Origin of the sequence: Tepidicella baoligensis (assembly GCF_013432195.1) — a bacterium.
GTDB lineage: Bacteria > Pseudomonadota > Gammaproteobacteria > Burkholderiales > Burkholderiaceae_C > Tepidicella > Tepidicella baoligensis.
The window spans coordinates 347,575-368,141 of the sequence record NZ_JACCDB010000002.1 but is presented as its reverse complement, the minus strand read 5'-3'; the positions used below and the strand labels follow the sequence as shown (position 1 = coordinate 368,141).

Below are 20,567 nucleotides of genomic sequence, written 5' to 3'. Positions count from 1 at the left end.
AGCGCGAGGGCAGGCGGTGTCGACCCGGGCGGCAATGGCCGCGAAGTCGATCAGTTCGTCCATCGCCGCCAGGTTGGCGATGAAGCCGCCGAGCTTGGCTTGACGCTGGTCTTGCACGAACAGGTCAGCGCCGGGTTGAGAGCGCCAGAAGGACGAGGGCTTGATGCGCGGTGTGATCATGGGCGACATCATGCCGGCTCACGGGCTGCAAGGGGGAGGGAGGTTTCGAGAAGTGCCCCAAAGGCACTTGGGCTGGCTCGCCCCAACTGCTTCACCTCATCAGGTTCCGCCTGGGAACTCCAGGCAGAACCGGGTCCTGCCCTGCGCGGACGTCACGCTGATCGATCCTCCATGGGTTTGCATAATGGCGCGGGTAATCGCCAATCCCAGCCCTGCGCCGTCGGTTTCCGGATGTGACCGCGATGGGTCAGCACGGTAAAACCGATCGAACAGGCGCGGCAGTACCCTCGGGTCGATGTCCTCGCCGGTGTTCTCGACGCTCACCCGGGTGGCTTGGGAAGACTGGCTGATCTCGATCGTGACCTCGCCATGTGGCGGGGTGTGGCGCAGCGCGTTCGAAAGCAGATTGCTCAGGGCACGGCGGAACATCAAGCGATCACCGACGATCTCGCCCTCACCACGCTGAGCCAGTCTGACGCCCTTCTCCTCGGCGACCGCCTCATAGAACTCGATCAGGGCGTGCGTTTCCTCGGCTGCCGAGAAACGTTCCCGGTTCGGCAGCATCATCCCGCGTTCGGCCTTGGCCAGGAACAGCATATCGGACACCATGCGGCCCAGACACTGCAGTTCCTCGGCATTGGAAGCCAGGATCTCCCGGTAGGTATCGGCATCCCGCCGGGTAGCCAACGCGACCTGGGTCTGGGTCAGCAGGTTGCTCAGGGGGGTGCGCAGCTCATGCGCCAGATTCGACGAGAACTCCGACAGTCGCGTGAACGCGTCTTCCAGCCGGTCCAGCATCTTGTTGAGTTCGTGAGCCAGATCGGCCATTTCGATGGGTACCGCCTCGACGGGCATGCGCTGGTGCAGCCGCTGGCTCGTGAGCGTGGTGGCTCTGGATTTCATGGCACGCAATGGCGCCAGCCCCTTGTACGCGGCAAACCAGCTCAGCAAGCCACAGATGACGATCGTCACGACGGCATAGGTCATCAGGGTGCGCCGCAACTCCAGCATGAACCGTGTGTGATGTGCCGTGTCCATGGCAACGAGGATGTCCAGCCGCGTCGTCGCGTCATAGGCGGGAACAGCCTGGAAACGCATTCCGCGAAACGCTCGCCCTTCGTCGGCCCAATGCTTCAGCGCGTCGTTGCCGTTGCCTTCATCCGCCGGTGACAGTTCGCGCGGGAGGCGAAATCCTTCGGACTGGAAGAGCGTTTCACCTTTCGAATCATGGACGCTGACGTACAGCCCGTGATGGTGGCTCAATGCCTCACGCAGCAGCCACTTGGCGTCCTCGGCCGAATTGGATCGCGCCAAAATATCCTCGATCAGGTGCTGCTTGTCCTGCAGCGCCATGTGATCCAGCTCGATGAAATGCCGCTCGGATGCAGCGATGACCAACAAGGCCAATCCAAACACCACAGCCGCAGCCGCCAACGTAAAGAAGAGGGTGAGCCGGGTCGTCAGTGACAGGGAGCGAAACATTCAGCGCTCCTCCGGTGCTTCCAATACGTAACCCATGCCACGTACGGTGTGGATCAGCTTGACCTCATGACCCTCATCAATCTTCGCGCGCAAGCGCCGGATGGCCACCTCGATCACATTGGTATCGCTGTCGAAATTCATGTCCCAGACCTGCGAGGCGATCAGCGAGCGGGGCAGGACCTCGCCATGACGGCGCATCAGCAGTTCCAGCAAGCCGAACTCTTTGGCCGTCAGGCTGATCCGTCGCCCGCCGCGTGAAACGCGTCGGCGCAGCAGGTCCAGTTCGAGGTCGGCCACGCGCAGCACGGTGCTCTCGTTGCCACTGCGCCCCCGGCGCAGGATCGTGCGCACGCGGGCCAGCAATTCGGCAAAGGAGAAAGGCTTGACCAGATAGTCGTCCGCACCGAGTTCAAGGCCTTTGACCCGGTCTTCCACCTGATCGCGTGCGGTCAGGAACAGCACCGGCATCTGCAGGCCGCGATGGCGCAAGGACTGCAGTACCTGCCAGCCGTCGAGGCCGGGCAGCATCACATCCAGGATGACCAGGTCGTACTCGCCCTGCAAGGCCAGGTGCAGACCATCGGCGCCGTCTTGCGCCAGATCGACCACGAAACCCGCTTCGCTCAAGCCTTGTCGCAGGTAGTCGCCCGTTTTGGGTTCATCTTCGACGATCAATATCTTCATGAGGGTGCTCGGCCGTATCGAATAGCCGCTAGTGTGACGATTTTGGGTGCACCTGACATGAAGATAACAAAAATGTAATCGGACGAACAGCATCCTGACAGGGGTGGCTCCATAGCATCTCACCCACGACTTCAGTAACTCATCGCGAGAAGCCCATGCCATCTTTGAGTCCGTTTCATTTGCCATTGCCGTTGATGCCCTCGCGGCGGCGCTTCGTGCGCGGCTTGGTCGCCGGCGGCGTGATGGTCGGCCTGTCACCCTGGGTGCGTGCTGCGGCGCAGGGGCTGGCCGACACGCGCACGGGTGCGGCGCCCGTGCTCAGCGGCACGAACATCGACCTGGTGGTTGCCGAGTCGCCGGTCAACTTCACCGGCAGGCCAAGGATGGCGACCACCATCAACGGCTCCATCCCGGCGCCAACGCTCAAACTTCGGGAAGGCGACACGGTCACCATCCGCGTCACCAACCGCCTGCGCGAGGCCACCTCGATCCACTGGCACGGGATCATCCTGCCCTACCAGATGGACGGGGTGCCCGGCATCAGTTTTCAGGGCATCCCCCCGGGCGAAACCTTCACCTACCAGTTCCGTCTCGAACAAACCGGCACCTACTGGTATCACTCGCACTCCGGCATGCAGGAGCAGACCGGCATGTACGGGGCCTTGATCGTCGAGCCGCGTGAGGCAGACCCCATCCGCGCCGACCGCGACCATGTCGTGCTGCTGTCCGACTGGACCGACGAAGACCCCATGCGGGTGCTCGCCAAGCTCAAGGCGCAAAGCGACTACTACAACTTCAATCAGCCGACGGCGATCGATTTTTTCCGTGACGTGGCCGACATGGGGCTCTCCCGCGCACTGGACAAACGTGCGATGTGGAACCACATGCGGATGAACCCGACCGACCTGGCCGATCTCTCGGGGGCGACATTGACCTACCTGATGAACGGCGTCACCCCTGCCGGCAATTGGACTGGCCTGTTCCGGCCGGGCGAGCGCGTGCGTCTGCGGTTCATCAACGGCGCGGCCAACACCTTCTACGACGTGCGCATCCCGGGGCTCAAGATGACGGTGGTGCAAAGCGACGGGCAGAACGTCGAGCCCGTCACCGTCGATGAGTTCCGCTTCGGGCCGGGCGAGACCTACGACGTGATCGTCACGCCCCGAGAGGACGCCTACACGATCTTCGCGCAATCGATGGATCGAACCGGCTTCGCCCGCGGCACGCTCGCGGTGCGCGAGGGCTTGAACGCCGCCGTGCCTGCTCTCGATCCCGTCGAATGGCTCACCATGGCCGACATGATGGGCGCGATGGACCACGGCGCGATGGGGCATGGCGGCTCGGCCATGGGCGCGATGGACCACGGCGCGATGGGCCACGACATGCCGGGCATGAAGCACGACATGTCCGGCATGAACCATGGCGCGATGGCCATGGATCACGGCCAGCACGCGATGCATGGCATGACAGGCGGCGCGATGGCCAAGCCCAGCGCCACGGTCCGTCACGCACGCACGGAATACGGCCCAAGCACGGATATGCGGGTGGACATGCCGCGCACCAATCTTGACGATCCGGGCATTGGCCTGCGCAACAACGGCCGGCGCGTGCTGACGCTGGCCGACCTCAAAACGATCGGCGGCCCTCTCGATCCTCGCGGGGCCGAGCGCGAGATCGAGCTGCACCTCACCGGCAACATGGAGCGCTATACCTGGTCGCTCGACGGCCTCGAGTTCGGCAAGAGCACGCCGGTGCACCTGAAGTACGGCGAGCGGGTGCGCGTCATCCTGCACAACGACACGATGATGACGCACCCGATGCATTTGCACGGGATGTGGAGCGAGGTGGAAACGCCCGACGGGCAGTTCCTGGTGCGTCGCCACACCGTCCCGGTTCAACCCGCGCAGCGCGTCAGCTTCCTCGTGACCGCCGACGCCCTGGGTCGCTGGGCCTGGCACTGCCACCTGATGTTGCACATGGACATGGGCATGTTCCGCGTGGTGGTCGTGTCATGAAACTCATCCAAGGACGATTCTCGATGAAACCCCGTTCTCTCTTCACTGCGGCGCTGGTGTTGCTCGGTGCGGCACCCGTCTGGGCGCAAACAACGATGGAAGGCGGCGGCCATGCCGGGCACCCGGGCACGGCTCCAGCCCCAACGCGAGCCGAATCGCCCGCGAGCGCCACCATGGACTACGGCAGCATGAACATGCAGGGCGGCCCCGCCCCCGCCGATGCCCGTGATCCGCACGCGTATTCCAATGGCTTGACTTTGGAGTCGGGCCCTTACGCACTCCCCGGGCCACGGCAACTTCGGCTGTCCGATGAACATGCGTTCGGCAGCGTGCTCCTCGATCGCCTGGAGCGCGTTTACACGAAGGACGGGAACGCGACCGCCTATGACGCGCAAGCCTGGTTCGGCGGCACCTACGACCGCCTGGTCCTCAAGGCCGAGGGTGACGTCGCCAAAGGCAAACTGGAGGAGGCACGCACGGAGGTCCTGTGGGGCCATGCGATCGCCTCGTACTGGGACACCCAACTCGGGGTGCGGCAGGACAGCGGCACGGGGCCTGACCGGACCTGGCTCGCTTTCGGCATCCAGGGGCTCGCGCCGTACTGGTTCGATGTCGATGCCACCGCCTACGTCGGCAGCTCGGGACGCACGGCGCTGCGCCTGTCGGGCGAGTACGAGCTCCTGCTCACCCAGCGCCTGATTCTGCAGCCCCGCATGGAAGTCAATCTGTATGGCCAGCGCGATGAAGCGCGTGGTCTGGGCAGCGGTCTGGCCGATGCGGCGGCAGGCCTGCGCCTGCGTTACGAGTTCTCGCGCCAGTTCGCGCCCTACGTCGGCGTCGAATGGGCTGGCAAGTTCGGACAGACCGCCGATTTTGCGCGCGCCGAAGGACAGCGTACCCGGGAAACGCGTTATGTGGCGGGTGTGCGGCTGTGGTTCTAGAAGCCGCCACGCGCAACTCCGATCTTATTCACCAACCCTAAGGAGAAACCGATGATGAAGAAAACCCTGAGCGTTTTGATGCTGAGCGCCTTGCCTGTGTTGGCGCTGGCCGGTGGGGACCATCAGGGCGGCCATGGCATGGCCGGGCATGACATGCAGGGCATGCACGGCATGCACGGTTCGATGCACGGGGACACATCACCCTCCGAAGTCGGCAAACCAGGCGATCCCGCCAAGGTCGACCGCACCATCGAGGTGGTCATGGACGACTCGATGCGGTTCACGCCGGCGAACATCGCGGTCAAGAAGGGCGAGACCATCCGCTTTTTCGTCAAGAACACGGGCAAGGTGCCGCACGAAATGGTGATCGGCTCAATGAAGGAACTCAAGGCGCACGCCGAGATGATGCGCAAGATGCCCCAGATGCAGCATGCCGAGCCGAACATGGTGACGCTCCAGCCTGGCCAGCGCGGCGGGCTGGTTTGGCAGTTCGATCAGCCCGGTACGGTGGACTTCGCCTGCCTCCTCCCCGGCCATATGGAAGCGGGCATGGTGGGCAAGATCGTCGTCGAATAAGCAGCGTCACCGGGGGTCCTTGTCATGCACCAAACCGTTGATCAACCGTTCCCCCGGCGGCGCAGGCTGCTGCTGGCGGTGCTTGCGCTGAGTCTTCCCTCCCTGGCACCAGCCGCCGCACCGCAGACGCTTGCCGTGCAGGTGTGGAAGGACCCGAACTGTGGGTGTTGCAAGGACTGGATTACCCACCTGGAGAAAAGCGGATTCCGCGTGAGTGCCGTCGACCAGGGCAACAGCGCAGCCCGCACTCGCCTCGGGATGCCGCAGAAATTCGGTTCCTGCCATACGGCCCTGATCCAGGGCTATGTGATCGAAGGCCACGTACCCGCAACGGACATCCAGCGGCTGCTCAAGGAAAAGCCCCAAGCCCTGGGCTTGGCGGTGCCGGGCATGCCCATTGGTTCACCCGGCATGGATGGTGTCGCCTACGGAGGACGCCGTGATGCCTACAAAGTCTTGCTGGTTGGGAAAGACGGAGCAGCGCAAGTTTTCGGTTCTTATCCGTGAAGAAACCATGCACTGACCGTGTGCCGATTGGATCCATGAGGCGCAGCAGCGGTCTTGCAACCTGGAACAGGAGGCCGGCGCCGACCGCGCCGATCCTCGATGAAGGGAACACCGCGATGAACGCGACTGACCAAGAACACCTCCACGACACGCGCGGCCAGTCCGGCCTGAATCGGCGCATGAGGACCGCGTTGCTGATGGTTGCCCTCATCGGCGGCTTCTATCTGCTGCGCGAGCACTGGAGCCATGTCGCAGGCAATTGGGTATACTTGTTGCTGCTGGCGTGCCCGCTGATGCACCTGCTGCATGGCCACGGTGGCGATGGCGGGCATGGTGCGCCGCCCGACAAACCCGCCAACAGGGAGGCGTGAAGTCATGGACCTGCGATCAGACCACGAACACCGCCGACAGGCCCATGACCACCCGAGCGCACTGCAGTGGGCCGAAGGTCTGAAGGACCCTGTCTGCGGCATGGACGTTACCGCGCAGTCCGAGCACCACGTCGAGCACGCAGGCCGACTCTTTTACTTCTGCAGCGCCAAGTGCCGGGCGAAGTTCGTCGCCGAGCCGGCGCGCTATGCCTACAGCGGCCATGAGCCTTCGTCTGTCGAAGCGCCGGCGCTGGCGGCAGGCACGATCTACACCTGCCCCATGCACCCCGAGATCCGGCAGGATCACCCCGGCTATTGTCCGAAGTGCGGCATGGCGCTGGAGCCGGTGCTGCCGGATCTCGAAGGAGAAGAGAGTCCCGAGCTGCGCGATTTCCAGCGCCGCTTCTGGTACACCCTGCCGCTGACCGTCATGGTCACTGTGCTTGCCATGTTCGGCCACCAGTTGCATTGGTTCGAGGCGCGCACACAGACCTGGATCGAACTCGTTCTGTCCCTGCCCATCGTCCTGTGGGCGGGCTGGCCGTTCTTCGTGCGCGGCTGGCAGTCCGTGGTCCATCGCAGCCCGAACATGTGGACCCTGATCGCGCTGGGCACCGGGGCGGCGTTCGTCTACAGCGTGGCGGCGACCGTGGCCCCACAACTGTTCCCGGACTCGTTCGTGTCCATGGGACGGGTCGCGGTGTACTTCGAGGCGGCGGCGGTGATCATTTCCCTGACCCTGCTGGGGCAGGTACTGGAACTCAAGGCGCGTTCGCAGACCTCGGCCGCCATCAAGTCCTTGCTCGGACTGGCCCCCAAGACCGCCCGGCGCCTTCGCGACGATGGCACGGAAGAGGACGTGCCCCTGACGCACATCCATGTCGGCGATCGGCTGCGCATTCGACCCGGCGAAAAGGTTCCGGTAGATGGTACGGTAATCGAGGGCAGCAGCGCTGTGGACGAATCGATGCTGACGGGGGAGTCCCTGCCCGTGACCAAGCGGGTGGGCGACAAGGTCATCGGTGCGACGCTCAATACCAGTGGCGCGCTCGTCATGGTCGCCGAACGTGTCGGCTCGGCGACCATGCTGTCCCAGATTGTGCAGATGGTGGCGCAGGCGCAGCGGTCCAAGGCGCCGATGCAGCGCATGGCCGATGTCGTGGCGGGCTATTTCGTGGTCGCGACGGTGTTCATCGCCGTGCTGACCTTTTTTGCCTGGGGCCTGTTCGGGCCGGAACCGCGTTGGGTTTTTGGCCTCATCAACGCCGTGGCTGTGCTGATCATCGCCTGCCCCTGCGCGCTGGGCTTGGCCACGCCCATGTCGATCATGGTGGCGACCGGGCGAGGGGCTACGCAGGGGGTGCTGTTTCGCGATGCCGCCGCGATCGAGAAAATGCGCCAGGTCGATACCCTGATCGTCGACAAGACCGGTACATTGACCGAGGGCCGGCCGCGCTATCAGACGACGATCCCAGCCGAAGGCTTCACCGCCGGCGAAGCCTTGCGACTGGCTGCCAGCCTCGACCAGGGCAGCGAGCACCCGCTGGCGGAAGCCATCGTCAACGCCGCGCGCGAGCAGGGCCTGGTGCTCTTACGCGCCGAGGAGTTCGACTCGCACTCAGGCATCGGCGTGCGCGGGCGCGTCGATGGACATGCCGTGGCACTGGGCAACACCGCGCTGATGGAACAGCTCGGTGTGGACGTGCGGCCATTGGCCGAGCGGGCGGAGGCGCTGCGCACCGAGGGGGCCAGCGTCATGTATCTGGCCGTCGATCACGCGCTCGCCGCAGTCCTGGCCGTCGCCGACCCGGTGAAGAAGACCACACCGCAAGCGCTGGCGTCGTTGCGCGCGGAGGGCTTGCGCGTCGTCATGGCCACGGGCGACGGTCTGACCACGGCCAAGGCCGTGGCGGCGCGCTTGGGCATCGATGAGGTGCATGGCGAAGTCAAGCCCGCCGACAAACTGCAACTGGTGGAGCGGCTGCAGCGCGAGGGGCGTATCGTTGCGATGGCTGGTGACGGCATCAATGATGCCCCGGCCTTGGCAAAGGCCGACGTCGGTATCGCCATGGGCACCGGCACCGACGTGGCGATGAACAGCGCACAGATCACGCTCGTCAAGGGTGACCTGCGCGGTATTGCGGTGGCGCGCGCCTTGTCAGTGGCCACGGTCCGCAACATGAAGCAGAACCTGATGTTCGCCTTTCTCTACAACGCACTGGGCATTCCCATTGCGGCCGGCGTGCTGTATCCGCTCACCGGTTGGCTGCTTTCACCGTTGATCGCCGCCCTGGCAATGAGTTTCAGCTCCGCATCGGTGATCGGCAATGCGCTGCGTTTGCGCGGCGTCCGTCTTGTCTGAACACGAGGATCGTCGCGCGTGCCGTGGTGGGTGCTGGGCGCACACCCAGATCGCTGGGTCTGTCGTATCGGTTGCCACCCGACGTTGGACACCTGATCCCTATCGAGGCCTGGAATGCTCTCGACCACGGCACCTGAGCCGCCTCACACCGATACCGCACTTGGCGCCCAGTCGGCATCGCCATAAGCACTTGCACCGATGTGGCGATGAGTCCGCGCCCCGCCCCGGTGAGCAGGAATGCATTGAGATTGGCACACGATTAATCCCGATCCCATCCCGAATGGAATCTGACATATACGTAACGGCCGTCTCATCTTCCCGTCAGCGGTGGCTTCGCAGAATACATACTGTGCAGTCGCACAAGGCATTGACAGAAATGCCTTCACGTTTGATTGAAAGGAGTGTAGAGATGAAAGCCAGGATTACCGCTGTTGTCGCCGCCACCGTGCTGAGCGCCATCGTAACCCCATCGTTCGCTGGTGACGCGGCAGCGGCCAGCGCCAAGAAAATGTTCCTCCTCAAGGACGGTGGAACCCTGTATGTATTCGAGGACGGCAAGATGGCGCTGGAAGACAAGTTCGGACGGGCTATCCACCTGAAAAAGGGGCAATCGCTCGAAACGGTCGATGGCCAGAAGATTACAGCCAACGGCAACGAGGTCGCTCGACTCGATTTTCTTCTCCGTAAGGGTCATTCCAACCGTTGACTACTCGATTCAATTCGTGAACTGCACGCCAGCGGATGTCGGGCCAACTCGTTGACCAACACGCGCTGGCGGGCCATCGGTCATAGCTGGGGCTAACCACTCGATGGTAGGCTGCGACGCTACCGGTCAATCGGCGCCGCACAAGGTGAGAGTCCGCCCTGCATTGACTGACCGGCGTTCATTGCCGAGGCCATTGCGTCCACAACAACCCGCAGGATTGCCCGGGATTGCTCAATCGTTGAGAGAGTGGGTTGGATTCCGGTCGCGTCTGCACCACCAAACTTCTGCGCCCAACCTCTATCGGTTGGGCGTTCTCATTTCCGGGTTCCCCGGCGCCACGCGAGGTTCAGCGCCGATCTGCCTATGCCACGCCGTGGCGGCCCGGCGTCCTGAAGTCGCCCAGTTCGACTCTCTTCTGCTCTCAGTTCTCTCAAAGCCTGCGCTCGGTGCTGCTGGCAGTACGGGCAGCGTGCGATCGACCTTGCCCCTGAGCGGTCGTAGGGATCGATGTAGGCCGTGCATATCTCCCGTTGGCAATCAGCGCCACACGCCACCTGGCCGCCAACGCGGCGCGCGCGGCGATACGGTGGCATCTGGCAAGAAGTGAGGTGGATGAAGTCGCGTCGGAGTCAGTGACGCCGACAGCTCCCGCAGCCGTTCGATACGCGCGGCAGTTGCAGGGTGTGTCCGTAGCCAAGAGGGCTCGGGATGGCCCCATCCCGGTAGCAGCCAGGCACGCCAGGAACGGCTGACTCGTTCGATTTTCGCCAGCGCAAGGGCGAGCCCATCTGGATCGCCGGTCAGCTCTGCTGCCAGTCGGTCGGCGTCGAACTCGCGCACCCGCGACAAGCCGAGCTGAGCCAGCAGCGCCAAATGCGGCGCGACCGCCAGCAACAGCAACGCGGGCCAGTTTACGTCTGCGAAGCCCAAAAGCAATGCTGGCAAACTCAACAAGATCGCAACTTGTCCGAGCAAAGCCATGACATGTGTGAGTCGGCTGATGGAGTCCGCCAGCCCCATCACACGCAGGTCCTTGTTGGCGATGTGAGCCACCTCATGGGCAACGACTCCGATGAGCTCGCGCGGCGTGAGGCTTCGCAGCAGCCCATCGGTGAGCACAATGGCGGAGCGATGCTCAGAACCGGTGGCAAAGGCATTGACCACGGCGCTGGGGGCGTAGTGTGGTACCGGCACAGCAGGCAAACCGGCCCGCGCCGCCAGCTCGTGTACCAGGGCCCATAGATCGGGTGCTTCGCTCGGGTGCAAGGCACGTGCACCATAGAGCCGCAGGGTCAGACGCGACGCAGCGGCTGGCTCGAGCAGCAGCGCAAGGCCAGCTGCTGCCAGTGCCAGCCACAGCCCCATGTCGCCAAAGAGCAGGCTGCCGACCATGGTGGCGATGCCGAGCAGGGTTAAGACCAGTAACGCGGTTTGCAGACGGTTGAGCCAGCGATGCCGCGACCAAGCCCCTCCGATGTCGCCACAATGACGACTGCTCACTCAGGTTCTCCATCGGTCACGCTGTTGGCGCGCTCGCGCAGCAGCCAGTGGGTTGCCTCCAAAGCCAAGGGCGTACCCGTCAAGGCGGCCATTTTGCCCGGGCTGACATCAAGGGCGAGAATCACGAATTTTCTCGCGAGCGCGATCAGGATCACCGTCTTGACCCGGATGATGTCGTCGCGGCGCAAAGCCACGTGTGTGATCGAGTGCTTGAACTCCATCGTTATCTACGAGGATCATACCTCGAAGCTGCAGCCGCCGACGATGCGGAGCCCCGAGCAATTCCCAGATCTGCTGATGGCTGAAGATCTACAGGGGCAAGCCGGTCACGTGCGCAATCTCGTGCGGATCCCTCAGGTTCGATCCGGTCGGGCAGACAACGAGCCAGGGCATCTTCATCAACCGGGGCCAAAGGTCTTCGTCCATCTGGCTGGACCCCCGAAATGGCGCGATGAAGCAAAAAAAAGCCCGGTCGTGGCGACCGGGCCTGAACCACCCGTTGAGGGCAGAGGAGACAACTGACAATGGGGGGTATCCCCAGGTGATGCAACGCCAGTACAAACGGCGATTGCATACAATGGCTCCAGTATAAGCCGGACATTGTTGCAATGCAACATCCCCCGACGTCCGACTGTTGTTTTTATGGAGAAATGCCTCGTGGAATGCACTGTGACCTGGACCGGTGGTGCCGGCACCCGATCCGCAATGGGCTTTGTCGCAGAGACCGGCAGTGGCCATGTCCTGACCATGGATGGTGCCCCCGATGCGGCCAAACCCGAGAATGGTGGCGCCAACCTGGCGCCGCGACCGATGGAAACCGTGCTGGCGGGTACCGGAGGGTGTACGGCTTACGATGTGGTGCTGATCCTCAAGCGCGGTCGGCACGACGTTCGGGGCTGCAGTGTCCAGCTCACCAGTGAACGCGCCGATACCGACCCGAAGGTTTTTACCCGGATCCACATGCATTTCAAGGTCACGGGCAGGGGCATTCCGGCTGCGGCGGTGGAGCGGGCCATCGCCATGAGCCACGACAAATACTGCTCGGCCAGCATCATGCTCGGCAAGACGGCGAAGATCACCACCAGTTTCGAGTTGGTGGAAGCCTAAGACCTGTCTTGGATGAGCCCGTGGCTGCGGGACCCGAAGGCTGGGTGGCTGGGGCATGCGCACAGGCCCCAGCTTTGCTACGCCAGGTTCAGATTCGGTGGGCGACGGTGGTCATGACCTTGGCGGCCAGGCGCATCAGACCCTTGACCGGGGTGGGCAGTTCCACCGCACCGGCGTGCTGTGCATGGCGTGCATGACGGATTTCGTCTTCTTTCATCTGCGCGACGATGGCGCGCGAGGCGTGGTCGTGGGCCGGCAGGCGGTCCATGTGGCCGTCGAGGTGGGCTTCGACCTGGCGCTCGGTTTCCACCACGAAGCCCAGGCTCACCTTGTCACCCAGACAGCCGGCCACCAGACCGATGCCGAAAGCACCGGCAAACCACAGGGGGTTGAGCAGGGAGGGGCGGTCGCCCAGCTCGTCGAGCCGCTGCTTGCACCAGGCGAGGTGATCGGTCTCCTCCTGCCCGGCGGCTTCCAGGTGACGGGCGAGGCGTTCCTTGTGGGCGGTGTTGCCAGGGCCCAGGCGGGCGGCCAGGGCTTGAGAGGTGTAGAGTGCCTGGGCGCAAATTTCGCCCACGTGGTTGACGCGCATCAGCGCGCCCGCTCGGCGCTTGTCCTTATCGCTGAGGGGCTGAGCGTGGGCCTGCAGGGCGTCGGGCACGGCGGGGCAGGCGCGGGCCGCGCGGTGGGGGGCGAACAGCGTGCGCAGGGCGGTGTCGGCGGCGATCAGGTGGGCATCGACGAAAGAGGTCATGGCAGTGCTCCTGGGCAGGATTATCCCTGCTCGCCCAGCCGGTGCAAGCGCTGGCGCACCAGTTCGATGTGGTGGCGCAGGGCATAGAGTTCGTCGGTGTAGGCCAGCGGCAGGCTGATTTTTTCGGCGCGGTGTTCCAGGTCGTCCAGCTCGCGTAGCAGCCCTTCGATGGCCGCCACCTCGGCTTCGGCCCGGGTTTCGATGTCGCGCAGCTCGGCGTACCAGCGGAACACCCGTGAGCGGATGCGGAAGTTGTAGAGCGGCGGCAGGATGCGCGACAGCGGCAGCACCAGCGCGATGATCAGGCCCATGGCCAGCCACATGCGTTCCACCAGATTGGCCAGCCAGAACGGCAGGTAGCGCTGCAGCAGCGGCTTGCCGTTGCGGATGGCGCGTTCCGCTTCCGGCGAGGCGGGCAGCTCGCCGAGTTGGAGGTTGGGGTATTCGCGCGCGCGGTTGAACCAGCCCGGTGGGCCGTGCAGATCCAGCGCGGTCTGTGCGAACAGCTGCAGGATGGCGGGGTGGGTCTCGTTGCGAGTGACGAGGCTGGTGGTGGACGCCACCAGGTGCACATCCTGCGCGGGCCGGTTGGTTGCCAGGTCCACCACGCCCTGGGGCAGTACCACGGGGGTGAGGAAGCCGAAGCGGCGGGCGTAGGCCTGGGCCTGCTGGAAGTTCATGAGTTGCACGCCCGGCGTCTGCAGCAGCATCTGCACCAGCGGGGATTCGGGGGCCGAGGCGAACACCAATGCATCCACTTGCTGTTCCAAGAACGCCACGGTGCCCGGCGTCTGGGCCAGTTGGGTCAGGTGCAGGTCGGTGGGCTCCAGCCGGTTGGCGTCGAGCAGGCGATTGAACAGCTGGGGAACGCCGCTGCCTTCGGTGTCCACGCTGACGCGCCAACCGCGCAATTCGGTGAGGGCCGACACCTGGTCGCTGCCGTTGAGGCGTTGCGCCGATGCCTCGTGGTAAAACAGCCAGAGCGGCTCCACGAACAGGCTGCCCAGTGTTTGGAAGCGGTCTTCGTCGTCCCGCTGGAGGTGGCCACTGCCACCCTGCACAAAGGCGAGGTCGGCGTGGCCGCTGCGCAACAGCTCCACGTTGTCGGCCGAGCCATCGCTCGGCAGCAGTTCCACGGTGATGCCGTAGGCGCGCAAAGCCTCGGCATAGCGTTGGCCGAAGGTGTCGTAGGCACTTTGCTCGGGGCCGGTGGCCAGCACCACCCGTTGGGGCGGGTTGGGGTCGAGCCACCAATAGGCCAGCCAGAGCAACCCCGCCGTGAGCAGCACGAAGGGGCCGACCGAGGCCAGCAGGTCGCGCAGCGACAGCAGGGAGAAGCGGAGTCGGGGCATGGTCCCCCAAAGCTTACTGCATGGGCTGGAGTTCCATGACGGTGTACTGGCCATTGACGCGGTCGGCGCTGAAGCGGATGCGCTCGCCCACCTTCACCCGCTCCAGCATGGCCGGGTCGCTGACCTGGAAGAACATGGTCATGGGCGGCATGTCGAGGTTGGGGATCGGGCCGTGGCGCAGGCTCAGCCGGTTGCCGCGCACGTCGATGCGGCGCACCTCGGCTTCTGTCCAAGGGCGGCCCTGGGAGTCGGTGGGGGTCGGGGGCGCGGGGGCGGCTGCGGCTTGGGCGGGGCGGTCGCCACCGGTCGGCTGATGGTAGGAAGCAAACACCCGGCTGCTGCCGTCGCGCTGCACCAGCAGCACGTCGTAAGGGTCCTTGCGGCCGCCGTATTCCGGGCCGTCCATGCCAGGGCTGCCGATGGGCATGCGTGGCACGCTCAGGCCCAGGGCCTGGGGCCGCTCCTGGAGCAGCCGGTGGATGTCGGCCGCCGGCACGTGGCCTTCGATCACGTAGCCGCCCACCTGGGCCGTGTGGCAAGAACCAAAGGCTTCGGGCATGCCCAGGCGGCGCCGCGCAGCGAGGTTGCCGGTGTCGTAGGCGCGCACCTTAAAGCCGTGTTCCTGCAGATGGGCGATCCAGTCGTTGCAGCAGCCGCAATTCGGGTCTTTCCAGACCAGCACCTGGGGCTGCCCGGACTGGGCCAGGGCGGCCACGGGCCAGGGGCTGGCCAGCACCGTCAGGGCCGTGGTGAGTAGGGTGCGTCTTTGCATGGTCAGTTCCCTCGGGTCAGCGTCGCACGGTGATGGTGCCCTTCATGCCGGCTTCGAAATGGCCGGGGATGAGGCAGGCGAATTCAAACGTTCCGGGGCGGTTGAAGGTCCAGACGATTTCGCCCCGTTGGCCCGGATCCACATGGGCCATGTAGGGTTCGTCGTGTTCCATGTTGGGGTGTTTCTTCATGAGCTCGGCGTGCGCTTTCAGTTCCTCGGGGGTGCCGATCACGATCTCGTGCAGCACTTGACCGGCGTTGACGGCCACCAGTCGCACGGTTTCCCCGAGTTTGACATCAATGCGGTCGGGGAAGAAGCGCATGTCGTCGGTCATGCGGATTTCGATGGTGCGGCTGACGGCCTGGGCTTCGCCCGCGATGCCCCAGGGTTTTTGTTCTTTGACCGGGGCACCCTGTCCATGGCCGTGATGGCCGGCATGCCCGCCGGGGCCGTGGGCGGATGCAGGCAGATGCAGGGCCAGCCCGAGGATGGCGCTGGCGAGGGTCGCGACGTGGGGGTGTTTCATGAGGGATCTCCTGGCAAGGTTCAGTGATGGGCATGGCCTTGGGGCCGGCGCACTTGGGGCAGGGCCTGCGAGGCCGAGGATGGGCCGCTGGCTGCAGGGGGGCGGTGGGCATCCGGCACGGGGCCTGGGTATTCGTAGGCCACGGTGCCGCTGGGGTATGCATAGTGGCCAGGATCCGAGTAGTCGTCGGGGGCCTGATCGGCACGCACCTTCAGCAGGGTGAACATGCCGCCCATGCCGATGGGGCCGAACTGGCCATGCCCGGCCATCATGGGGAAGGTGTTGGGGGGGAGCTCCATCTCCATTTCCTTCATGTCGTACATGCCGCGCTCGCCCATGACCATGTAGTCGGGCACGATACGCTGGATCTTGCTCACCAGACCGCGGTGGTCCACCCCGATCATCGTGGGGGCGTCATGGCCCATGGCGCCCATGGTGTGGTGGCTCTTGTGGCAGTGCAGGGCCCAGTCGCCGGGTTCGTCGGCGATGAACTCGATTTGCCGCATCTGGCCCACGGCGATGTCGGTCGTCACCTCGGGCCAGCGCGCCGATTTCGGCACCGGGCCGCCGTCGGTGCCGGTGACCTCGAATTCGATGCCGTGCACGTGGATCGGGTGGTTGGTCATGGTGAGGTTGCCCACGCGGATGCGCACGCGGTCGTTCAGCCGGGCCACCAGCGGGTCGAGCCCCGGAAACACCCGGCTGTTGAAAGCCCAGATGTTGAAGTCCAGCATGGTGTTGATGTTGGGCGTCTTGGCGCCGGGCTCCACGTCGAAGGCGTTGAGCAGGAAACAGTAGTCCCGGTCCACCTCGTTGATGAGGGGGTGACGGCCTTTGGGGTGCGTGACCCAGAAGCCCATCATGCCCATGGCCATCTGCACGGCTTCGTCGGCGTGCGGGTGGTACATGAAGGTGCCGGGTCGGCGGGCCTCGAACTCGTACACATAGGTCTTGCCCACGGGGATGGCGGGCTGGTTGACGCCGCCGACCCCGTCCATGCCGTTGGGCAGGCGCTGGCCGTGCCAGTGGATGGTGGTGGGTTCGGGCAGGCGGTTGGTGACGAACAGGCGCACGCGGTCGCCTTCCACCACCTCGATGGTGGGGCCGGGGCTTTGGCCGTTATAGCCCCACATGTTGACCTCGAAACCGGGCGCGACTTCGCGCACCACCGGTTCGGCCACCAGGTGGAACTCCTTGACGCCGTTGTTCATGCGAAAGGGCAGCGTCCAGCCGTTGAGCGTGACGACCGGGCGGTACGGTCGGCCGGCGCCGGTGACGCCGGGCGGGGTCCAGGGCGGGGCGGTTTCGGGCCCCGTGGCCATGACGGGTTCAGGCAGGCCTGCGAGGGCGGCACGGCCCACGCTGGCCGAAGCGGCGGCGGTGAAGGCGCCGGCCAGCAATGCGCGATGGAAGAATTGGCGACGTTGCATGATCAATGTCCTTGGTCGGCGGCAGCGGCCGCGGCGGAAGTGGAACGAGGGGCAGCCCCGGTGTAGGGCAGGCCATCGAGCACGGCGCGCAATTCGGCCCAGGCCAGGGCGGCCCCCAATCGGGCCTGCTGCGCCTCGTTGACGGCCTGCAAACGGGCGCGGGCGGCGGCCAGCAGGTCCCAGGTGCTTTTGAACATGCCGTTGTAGCGTTGCAGCATGTCCTCCTCCAGGGCGGTGTGCAGGCGGGCGGCTTCGGCCGCGTGGTCTTGCGCCAGCCGCTGGGCGGTCTGCCAGGCGCTGTGGGCAATGCGCACATCGGCGCGGATGCGGCGCTCCAGTGCCTCGGTCTCCAGGTGGGTTTGCAACGCCTTGTCCCAGGCATGGGGCCAGCGCTGTGGGCGGTCGAAGCCTGGCAGGGGCTGCGGCCTGCCGCTGGCCGGGTCGGCCGCCGTGGCCTGCCGTATGGCCGTCAGCAGCGGCTGCAAGTCGCCCACCGCCTGACGGGCACGATGGGCCTCCAGCGCCTGCCAGCGCCACAGGGGGTGGTTGTCGAGCGCGGTTTGTTCCAGCGCGTCCAGCGTTGGGGGATCGTGGGGGGGCAGTGCCTCGGCTGGCAGGTCCGCCGGCAGGCGTTGCGCGAGCACCTCCGGTGCCCATTCGGCCCCGGTGAGCCGCCACAGTTCGATGACCGCGGCCCGCTGCGCGTGTTCGGCCAGTTGCCACTGGGCCTGGGCGTCGAGCAGGAGCAGGCTTTCGCGCTGTTGCCGGGCCTGCGGCCAGTTGCCGACCCGGGCCATGCGCAGCGCCAGTTCATGGCCGGCAAGCGCTGCTTCGAGCACTTGCCGGTGCGTGGCCGCGGCGTGGCGGGCCGCGATGGCCTGCAGCCAGGCGCGCTCCACCTGCAGCGCCAGTTCGCGCTGGCGCAACTGCAGTTGCGCGCGCTCGCGGGCGTTCAGTCCGGGCAGGGCCAGCAGATCGGGGCGGGTCCGCTGCGCGGCGACGATGGCTTCGTGCAACGTCCAGAGCGCTGACGGCGCTGGGGCTTCGGGGGAGGGGGTGGGCAGGTGTTCGGCCTCCCAGCGCAACAGGTCGATGTGGCCGCGCTCGAAGCGGCCGACGGTTTCATTGGCCTGGCGCCAGTCTTCGATCGGCGCGACCGTCTCGGCCCGCACAGGCAGGCTCAGCAAGCAGGCAACGACCACCAGCCAGGGCAAGCCCGGCCGGGCGGTGATGGGGGGCCCGGGCAGTCGCCGGGCAGGGTTGAGGGACATGGGCAAACCTCCAGAAGACACGGACACATGACGTTCATGCGGCACTGCAGGGCACGCATGGACGCACTGAGGGTGTGGAGGTCAGAAAATGGGCGGTTTGAAACCGGGTTCAGGCTCGACGCTGGCCAGCGACTCGACCAGGCTGGGTGGGGCGTGGCGCATGGGCCGACTGCCTTGGGCCGGATGGGGCGGGGCGAGCCAGTAGGCGTTGTGGCAGACGTCGCACAGCAGGCACAGCCCATGGTGATCCGGGCCGGCTCCAGACGAATCGCTGTGGGCACGCGAGTCCGCCATCTGCCCGTGGGCGTGGGCCGGTTCTGCGGTGGGCTCCCCATGGCAGGCCGCCTGCTCGGTGGACCCCAGTGGCAGGGACACCATCTGCAGGGCCATGGCATCCGCTGCCCACAGCCGCCAAGGCAGGAGCACCAGAAGCAGACACAAGACCCAGCGGCGCATGACGACTCAGAGGCTGTGTGGCGATTTTAAGTTCCCCGACCCGAGGACAGCCGCTGCGCCGCCTTGTCGATCCAGAGCTGCAGACTGTCGATCAAATCCTTCTGGCTGAAGGAGCAACTCTCTTCGGCGAACAGGGCGCTGGATTCCAGCCGGTCGAGCAGGTTGTGCCACACCTCGCCAAAGGCCGCTGGCAGCTGACTCAGCAGTGCGGCGGGCGCCTGGCGGGCGGCTTGCACGAAAGCATGCAGGCTCAAACGGCCGGCCTGAAACTCGGCCAGTTGCCGTTGCAGTTCGGACAGCACGGGGTCGGAATGGGTCACGGGCGTGGCAAGATCAATGACGGACAGGGCCAGGACGCCGGGGGCTCCAGCGAGGCAGTAAGGTCATGGCGCTGGCCAACACGAACAACGCCCCGAGCCAAGGCAGATGCACGAAGCCGACCCATGGAATGGCCGCCCCGCCCAGCGCCGCCCCTACAGCGGTGCCAATGTACACCATGGAGGCATTCACGCTCATCAGCATGGGGGTTTGTCCCTGTCCCTGTTCGGCCAGGCGGGACTGCTGAGGCGTCATCATGCCGAAGCCGCAAACCGCCCACAGACCAAAGAGGGCGGCTGTCCACAGCGGATGGCCTGCGGTCAGGGGAACGGTGGCCATGCAGGCCAGCAGGACCAGAATCAGCCAGCGCAGTGCCCGACGGGGGCTGAACAGATCGCTGGCCCAGCCGCCCAGCAGGGTGCCGGCCACGCCGCCCAGCCCCAGCACCATGAGCGTGGCACTGAGTTGCGTCGGGGTCAGGGGGTGCAGCGCCATGAGGATGGGGCCCATGTAGGCCGACACCATGAAGATGCCGCAAAAGTACAGCAGTGTCAGGCTCAAGGTGAGGAGCACCTCGCGTTGGCCGAGCAGGCGGCCCAGGCCCTTGAACCCCTCGCTGGCGCCTCCCACGTGCCGGGGCACGCAGCGGGCCACCAACACACACATCAGCAGCCCCAGGGCGCCCACGGCGGCCAGTGGCCAGCGCCAGCCAAAGGCCAGGCCGAGCCAGGCCCCCATCGGCATGCCGAGCACATAGCTCAAGCTCATGCCGAGAAAGGTGCGCGAGAGGGCCTTGCCCCGTTGCTGGGGGCGCACCAGGGTCACGGCCACGCCGGCCGCTACGGGGGTGAACACCGCCCCCATGCCCATCAGCACCCGCCCGGCCATGAGCGTGGACAGCCCGGGGGCCAGGGCGCATGTCCAGGCCCCGAGCGTGAACAGCCCGAGCGCCCACACCATCAGCCGTTGCCGTGCCCAGGCGCCAGTGCGCCACATGATGAGCGGGGCCAGCAAGGCGTTGGCCAGGGCATAGGCCGTCATGGTCTGGCCGGCAGCGCTGACGCTCACGCCCAGCCCTTCCGACAGGGGCCCCAGATAGCCAGACAGCCCGAATGCCCCGGTGCCGATGACGAAATTGCAGACGGCAAACAGCCACAGCACCGGGGGCGGTGCCGTGGCGGCAGTGGGGGAGGCAGCGGTGGCGCCGGCAGACATGGTGGCCCATCATAGGCCAGGGCCGCGCGGCCCGCTGCCACC

21 protein-coding genes and 1 pseudogene are annotated in these 20,567 nt (G+C 65.5%); 8 read left to right on the top strand and 14 right to left on the bottom strand.

Annotated elements, in window-relative coordinates; all coding sequences use genetic code 11:
• The 3 genes and pseudogenes from HZS63_RS04625 to HZS63_RS04615 all read right to left on the bottom strand — a co-directional run.
• A pseudogene (locus HZS63_RS04625) lies at positions 1-180 on the bottom strand (IS5 family transposase); the annotation flags it as partial.
• Positions 181-279: 99 nt separating this feature from the next.
• Positions 280-1,662: a heavy metal sensor histidine kinase gene (locus HZS63_RS04620; protein ID WP_180682862.1), complete on the bottom strand. Its 1,383-nt coding sequence runs from the start codon at positions 1,660-1,662 to the stop codon at positions 280-282.
• Positions 1,663-2,346, bottom strand: a complete 684-nt coding sequence (locus HZS63_RS04615) for a heavy metal response regulator transcription factor (protein ID WP_072756547.1) — start codon at positions 2,344-2,346, stop codon at positions 1,663-1,665.
• 155 nt (positions 2,347-2,501) lie between these two features.
• Between HZS63_RS04615 and HZS63_RS04610 the strand changes: the two genes are divergently transcribed.
• The 7 genes from HZS63_RS04610 (at position 2,502) to HZS63_RS04580 (ending at position 9,824) form a co-directional block, all read left to right on the top strand.
• Positions 2,502-4,361 (top strand): copper resistance system multicopper oxidase, encoded by a 1,860-nt coding sequence (locus HZS63_RS04610; RefSeq protein WP_180682861.1) that lies wholly within the window; start codon positions 2,502-2,504, stop codon positions 4,359-4,361.
• Positions 4,362-4,384: 23 nt separating this feature from the next.
• Positions 4,385-5,302 (top strand): copper resistance protein B, encoded by a 918-nt coding sequence (locus HZS63_RS04605; protein WP_246316140.1) that lies wholly within the window; start codon positions 4,385-4,387, stop codon positions 5,300-5,302.
• Positions 5,303-5,356: 54 nt separating this feature from the next.
• Entirely contained in the window at positions 5,357-5,878 is a 522-nt protein-coding gene (locus HZS63_RS04600) for a cupredoxin domain-containing protein (RefSeq protein ID WP_180682893.1), read from the top strand.
• Between the two features lie 24 nt (positions 5,879-5,902).
• Positions 5,903-6,385: a DUF411 domain-containing protein gene (locus tag HZS63_RS04595; protein WP_180682859.1), complete on the top strand. Its 483-nt coding sequence runs from the start codon at positions 5,903-5,905 to the stop codon at positions 6,383-6,385.
• Positions 6,386-6,501: 116 nt separating this feature from the next.
• Complete coding sequence (locus tag HZS63_RS04590; RefSeq protein ID WP_219339077.1) at positions 6,502-6,756, top strand: DUF2933 domain-containing protein; 255 nt, start codon at positions 6,502-6,504, stop codon at positions 6,754-6,756.
• Positions 6,716-9,118, top strand: coding sequence for a heavy metal translocating P-type ATPase (locus HZS63_RS04585; protein WP_281364021.1), 2,403 nt, complete (start codon positions 6,716-6,718; stop codon positions 9,116-9,118). The genes HZS63_RS04590 and HZS63_RS04585 overlap by 41 nt, the downstream gene beginning before the upstream one ends.
• Positions 9,119-9,527: 409 nt before the next feature.
• Positions 9,528-9,824 carry a CopK family periplasmic copper-binding protein gene (locus HZS63_RS04580; RefSeq protein WP_180682858.1) on the top strand — a complete coding sequence of 99 codons (297 nt, stop codon included), beginning with the start codon at positions 9,528-9,530 and terminating at the stop codon, positions 9,822-9,824.
• 537 nt (positions 9,825-10,361) lie between these two features.
• Here HZS63_RS04580 and HZS63_RS04575 read toward each other — a convergent pair.
• The gene (locus HZS63_RS04575) at positions 10,362-11,324 is read right to left on the bottom strand and encodes a M48 family metalloprotease (protein WP_180682857.1); all 963 of its coding nucleotides are present in this window, start codon (positions 11,322-11,324) and stop codon (positions 10,362-10,364) included.
• Positions 11,321-11,545, bottom strand: coding sequence for a phosphate-starvation-inducible PsiE family protein (locus HZS63_RS04570; protein WP_219339076.1), 225 nt, complete (start codon positions 11,543-11,545; stop codon positions 11,321-11,323). The genes HZS63_RS04575 and HZS63_RS04570 overlap by 4 nt, the downstream gene beginning before the upstream one ends.
• Before the next feature lie 436 nt (positions 11,546-11,981).
• Here HZS63_RS04570 and HZS63_RS04565 point away from each other — a divergent pair, with 436 nt between their 5' ends.
• Positions 11,982-12,431: an OsmC family protein gene (locus HZS63_RS04565; RefSeq protein WP_180682856.1), complete on the top strand. Its 450-nt coding sequence runs from the start codon at positions 11,982-11,984 to the stop codon at positions 12,429-12,431.
• An 88-nt stretch (positions 12,432-12,519) separates the two neighbouring features.
• Here the strand turns inward: HZS63_RS04565 and coq7 are convergent, their stop codons facing one another.
• The 9 genes from coq7 to HZS63_RS04520 all read right to left on the bottom strand — a co-directional run bounded on the left by coq7 (position 12,520) and on the right by HZS63_RS04520 (position 20,525).
• Positions 12,520-13,185: a 2-polyprenyl-3-methyl-6-methoxy-1,4-benzoquinone monooxygenase gene (gene coq7 / locus HZS63_RS04560; RefSeq protein WP_180682855.1), complete on the bottom strand. Its 666-nt coding sequence runs from the start codon at positions 13,183-13,185 to the stop codon at positions 12,520-12,522.
• 20 nt (positions 13,186-13,205) lie between these two features.
• On the bottom strand, positions 13,206-14,537 hold the full coding sequence (locus HZS63_RS04555) for a TAXI family TRAP transporter solute-binding subunit (protein ID WP_180682854.1): 1,332 nt from the start codon (positions 14,535-14,537) through the stop codon (positions 13,206-13,208).
• A gap of 13 nt (positions 14,538-14,550) precedes the next feature.
• A complete protein-coding gene (locus HZS63_RS04550; RefSeq protein WP_180682853.1) occupies positions 14,551-15,309 on the bottom strand; it encodes a DUF411 domain-containing protein in 759 nt (252 codons plus the stop codon).
• 16 nt (positions 15,310-15,325) lie between these two features.
• A complete protein-coding gene (locus tag HZS63_RS04545) occupies positions 15,326-15,835 on the bottom strand; it encodes a cupredoxin domain-containing protein (RefSeq protein ID WP_180682852.1) in 510 nt (169 codons plus the stop codon).
• 20 nt (positions 15,836-15,855) lie between these two features.
• Positions 15,856-17,265: a multicopper oxidase family protein gene (locus HZS63_RS04540; RefSeq protein ID WP_133599212.1), complete on the bottom strand. Its 1,410-nt coding sequence runs from the start codon at positions 17,263-17,265 to the stop codon at positions 15,856-15,858.
• 2 nt (positions 17,266-17,267) lie between these two features.
• Entirely contained in the window at positions 17,268-18,536 is a 1,269-nt protein-coding gene (locus HZS63_RS04535) for a TolC family protein (RefSeq protein WP_180682851.1), read from the bottom strand.
• An 81-nt stretch (positions 18,537-18,617) separates the two neighbouring features.
• A complete protein-coding gene (locus HZS63_RS04530) occupies positions 18,618-18,992 on the bottom strand; it encodes a hypothetical protein (RefSeq protein WP_180682850.1) in 375 nt (124 codons plus the stop codon).
• Between the two features lie 26 nt (positions 18,993-19,018).
• On the bottom strand, positions 19,019-19,312 hold the full coding sequence (locus HZS63_RS04525) for a hypothetical protein (protein ID WP_180682849.1): 294 nt from the start codon (positions 19,310-19,312) through the stop codon (positions 19,019-19,021).
• A gap of 13 nt (positions 19,313-19,325) precedes the next feature.
• Complete coding sequence (locus HZS63_RS04520) at positions 19,326-20,525, bottom strand: MFS transporter (protein WP_180682848.1); 1,200 nt, start codon at positions 20,523-20,525, stop codon at positions 19,326-19,328.
• Positions 20,526-20,567: the final 42 nt, after the last annotated feature.